Source organism: Stenotrophomonas sp. P5_B8 (assembly GCF_054049855.1).
The window spans coordinates 1-4,337 of the sequence record NZ_JBFULO010000345.1; the positions used below are offsets into that span (position 1 = coordinate 1).

Sequence of the window (4,337 nt, forward strand, 5' to 3'; positions counted from 1 at the left end):
GACCACTTCCGGGGACACCGCGCTGATCTCGCCCGGGAAGGGCTGGCCGTTGCCGCTGGTGAGCTGGGCCGGGATGCCGATCGCCAGCTCGCGGGCGAAGCTCTCGGGCACCTTGATCTCGATCTCGAAGCGCGACAGATCGACCACGCCCAGGATCGGCGCATTGGCGATCACGTTGGTGTGCTGGGTGGCCTGCACCTGGCCGACCTGGCCGTCGAACGGCGCGCGCAGGGTGAGTGCATCGACCTGGCGCTGCACCTCGGCTACCACCGCCTTCTGGCGTTCGGCCAGCAGGTGCTTGTTGCGTGCGTCCAGGTCGGCGCCCTGGCCCTGCAGGCGTGCGTCGGTCTGCGCGTTGGCCAGCTGGATGTCGGCTTTCTTGAGGCTGTCATTGGCCTTGGCCAGGTCGATCTGCGGCACCGCACCGCCGTCGAAGCCGCGCTGGTAGCGCTGCAGGTCGCGGTCGGCAGCCTGCCGCTCGATGCTGGCCTGGTCGGTTTCCTTGCGTGCCTTGGCACGGGCCAGGGTGGCATCGAGGGTGGAGCGGCTCGCTTCGGCTTCCAGGCCGGCCAGGGTGGCCTGTTCCTGGGCGAGCTTGCTGCGCAGTTCCGGGCTGTCGATCACCGCCAGTTCCTGGCCCTTCTTGACCACGTCGCCGGCCACCACCTTCAGGTCCACGGTACCGGCGGAGATGGCGTACAGGATCGGGCTGTTGGCGGCGATGACCCGGCCGTCGGCGGCGATGTCGCGGACCAGGTCGCCGCGGGTGACCTCGGCGATGCGCACCCGCGCCCCGTCGAAGGAGCGGCTGGCGCCCAGCCAGGCGCGGACAGCGAAGCCGATGGCCAGCAGCACCACCAGTGCGGCCAGGCCCGGCCACAGCCAGCGCTTCCACGGGGCTGCCGTGCCGGCAACGGAGAGGGTCTGGTCCTGGGCGGAAGTGTCGCGGATCATCGGGCTCGTTCGCGGTTGGGTTGCCGAGTACAAAGCAGATCCCGTGCCAACTTTTGGCCATTTGAAATCAATGGCTTGCGAGGGCGACCTGCTTGTCCGCGTGTCCGCGGACACCCGCCGGACACTTTCGTTAAGCGGACAGCGGCGTCCCGGACACGGGGGCCACGCTAGAATGCGAGGCTCGATACGTGGGATCAGAATCTATGTGCGGCATTGTGGGAGCGATCGCGAATCGCGATGTGGTACCGGTCCTCATCGAAGGGCTGAAGCGATTGGAATATCGCGGCTACGATTCCTCCGGCATCGCCGTGCTCGACCAGCGCCAGGCACAGCCCGACGTGCGCCGCGTCCGCCGCACCGGCCGCGTGGCCGAGATGGAGAAGGCTGCCCTCAGTGAGGGCTTCGACGCGTCGCTGGGCATCGGCCATACCCGCTGGGCAACGCACGGTGGCGTCACCGAAGCCAACGCGCATCCGCATATCAGCCACGGCGTGGCGCTGGTGCACAACGGCATCATCGAAAACCATGAAGAACAGCGCGAGAAGCTGCGCGCGCTGGGCTATGTGTTCGAGTCGCAGACCGACACCGAAGTGATCGCGCACCTGATGCACCATCACCTCAAGGATGGCGACACCCTGCTGTCGGCACTGCAGCGCACGGTCAAGGAACTCACCGGCGCCTACGCGCTGGCGGTGATGAGCCGGGCCGAGCCGGAGCACTTCGTGTGCGCGCGCATGGGCTGCCCGCTGCTGGTAGGCCTGGGCGAGGGCGAGAACTTCGTCGCCTCCGATGTCTCGGCGATCCTCTCGGCCACCCGCACGGTGATCTTCCTGGAGGAGGGCGATACCGCCGACATCCGCCGCGATGGCGTGCAGGTCTATGACGAGCACAATCTGCCGGTGGTGCGCGATGTGCACCTGTCCGATGTGTCGCTGGCGTCGCTGGAACTGGGCCCTTACCGTCACTTCATGCAGAAGGAAATCCACGAGCAGCCGCGCGCGCTGGGCGACACCATCGAAGCGGCGATCGACGCCGGTGGGTTCCCGGCCGAGCTGTTCGGCAAGACTGCAGAAAGCGTGCTGGCTGGCATCGAAGGCGTGCAGATCCTGGCGTGTGGCACCAGTTACTACTCTGGTCTGACCGCGCGCTACTGGATCGAATCCATTGCCGGGTTGCCGTGCAGCGTGGAAATCGCCAGCGAATACCGTTATCGCGCGGCATATGCCAACCCCAGGCACCTGATCGTGACCATCTCCCAGTCCGGTGAAACCCTGGACACGATGGAAGCGCTGAAGTACGCAAAGTCGCTGGGCCACCTGCATACGTTGTCTATCTGCAACGTGCCCGAAAGCGCGATCCCGCGTGCCAGCGAACTGGTCTGCTACACCCGCGCCGGCGCCGAGATCGGCGTGGCCTCGACCAAGGCCTTCACCACCCAGCTGGCCGCGCTGTTCCAGCTGACCGTGGTGCTGGGCAAACTGCACGGGCGCATCGATGCCGCGCAGGAAGCGGACTACCTGGAGCAGCTGCGTTTCCTGCCGGGCAGCGTGCAGCATGCCTTGAACATGGAGCCGCAGATCGCCGCATGGGCCGAGCGTTTCGCCCGCAAGAGCAGCGCGTTGTTCCTTGGTCGCGGCCTGCATTACCCGATCGCGCTGGAAGGCGCGCTCAAGCTGAAGGAAATCACCTACATCCACGCCGAGGCCTATCCGGCCGGCGAGCTCAAGCACGGTCCGTTGGCCCTGGTCGACGAAGACATGCCGGTGGTGGTGATCGCGCCCAACGACAACCTGCTGGAGAAGGTCAAATCCAACATGCAGGAAGTGCGCGCGCGCGGCGGTGAGTTGTTCGTGTTCGCCGACCAGGACAGCAACTTCGTCGAGTCCGAGGGGGTGCACGTGATCCGCACGCCGCGTCACGCCGGCGTGCTCAGCCCGGTGGTGCACACCATCCCGGTGCAGCTTCTCGCCTATCACACTGCATTGGCACGCGGCACCGACGTGGACAAGCCGCGCAACCTGGCCAAGAGCGTGACGGTGGAGTGAGTCGGCGGCGTGCGCTGAGGTGGTGGTCAGATGGAATAATTAGTCCAATTGCGGAATAGTTGGGCCAACTGGAGATGGTCTGCGGACCAGAAGCGCGGAATGGTTAGTCCAACCCGGGAGACGGGTGAGGGTGGGTGCCCTTGCCCTTCTTTGCTTTTGGAGTTGCCCACGCTGTGCGGAAGCAACTTTCTCGCAAATCGATGGCACTGGATACGAGCCTGTTGAATTGATTAGGGGTAGCATTAGCCATGCGCTGACGTGGCCCGAGATCATGAGTAGGCCGTTTCAAATTGGTGATCCCGGCATGTAGGGCCAGCTCTAAGGGTGTTCACCCAGATTGCTAAGGCTTGGTGCCGAACCGAGATGGAACAGTCAGCGATCTTTGGACAGCCCGTGGATGCTTTCGCTTCTTTGAAGGCGGGCGCCCGGGGGGAACGTCCGTTCGAGACACTTGAACGCGTGAGTTCCGTGCTTGGCATCTATCGTGCGCTGTACACGATCCCTGCCAGCAGCAAGCTGATCTGTGGTCTGCGAGCGGCTGAGCTGGCGCACCGGGAAGTGCTTCTATCGAGTTCCCATGTTCGCTATGTTTCTATAAATGCAAGCGACGTTCAGACACTGACCGCTCGCTCGTGCCAGCAACTCCTGAGCTGCTCTGAAAAATTTGGTGTGCCGCGATTTGAGAGGCTCGCTGGCCTTGCAGGCCTCCCGACTCGTGTGGCATTCGCATTCGGGGGACTTCCCGTCGCTCCATTGTGCTAGTTGATCTCCCGTCGACGCTTCCGGCAAGCTCAACGCGTCCGGATGAAAGAGTCAGTTCGGCCCGTTGGTATCAGATTCAACGGCACAATCGGGCAGTGCACGCTATTGTTTTCGCAGTATGCGCCGCAGTACTCTGCGTTAAACGGCTGCAGCCGTGATTGCACGTCGCCGCGGGACAGCAGGATGATCTTGGGTCACTGCTTTAGTCGGTGTCCCGCGGTGACCTACTGCTCGCATAACAATGAGGGAGTTGGCATGTACCTTGGGAAGGCTTCGTTGGTTGTGTCTGCCACAGCGATGTTGTTCTGTGCTCAAGCCGACGCTGCACAACGTCCGATTGACGATGTTCAGGCGATCAGGCAAGTGATGGAATCATTCCGGTTGTCGTTGCTGCAGAAAGACAAGGTGGCCTACATGGGCCTGTTCTTTTCGGACAAGCCGGATGAGATCGGATGGCAGTTTGTGTCGGAAGACAAGCGCCTTTCGGCAATTCGAAAACAAAACCCCGACGCCATCAAGGCACGGCGGATTTCCTCGAACAATTTCATCTCCCTGATCGACGAGTCTGTTTCGACC

At 63.2% G+C, this 4,337-nt stretch carries 2 protein-coding genes and 1 pseudogene; 2 read left to right on the forward strand and 1 reads right to left on the reverse strand.

What is annotated here, in order from left to right:
• Positions 1-954: HlyD family secretion protein (locus tag ACXJKH_RS16005; RefSeq protein ID WP_457320768.1), on the reverse strand; the 954-nt coding region annotated here is incomplete at its 3' end.
• 203 nt (positions 955-1,157) lie between these two features.
• On the opposite strand from ACXJKH_RS16005, the gene glmS reads away from it, so the two are divergent.
• Both glmS and ACXJKH_RS16015 read left to right on the forward strand, forming a co-directional pair.
• Entirely contained in the window at positions 1,158-2,999 is a 1,842-nt protein-coding gene (glmS, locus tag ACXJKH_RS16010; RefSeq protein WP_457320770.1) for a glutamine--fructose-6-phosphate transaminase (isomerizing), read from the forward strand.
• Positions 3,000-4,016: 1,017 nt separating this feature from the next.
• Positions 4,017-4,337 (forward strand): annotated as a pseudogene (locus ACXJKH_RS16015) (nuclear transport factor 2 family protein); the annotation flags it as partial.

Excerpts from the sequence above, each read along its gene's own strand:
- glmS (WP_457320770.1), top strand. The coding sequence starts at position 1,158 with ATGTGCGGCATTGTGGGAGCGATCGCGAATCGCGATGTGGTACCGGTC.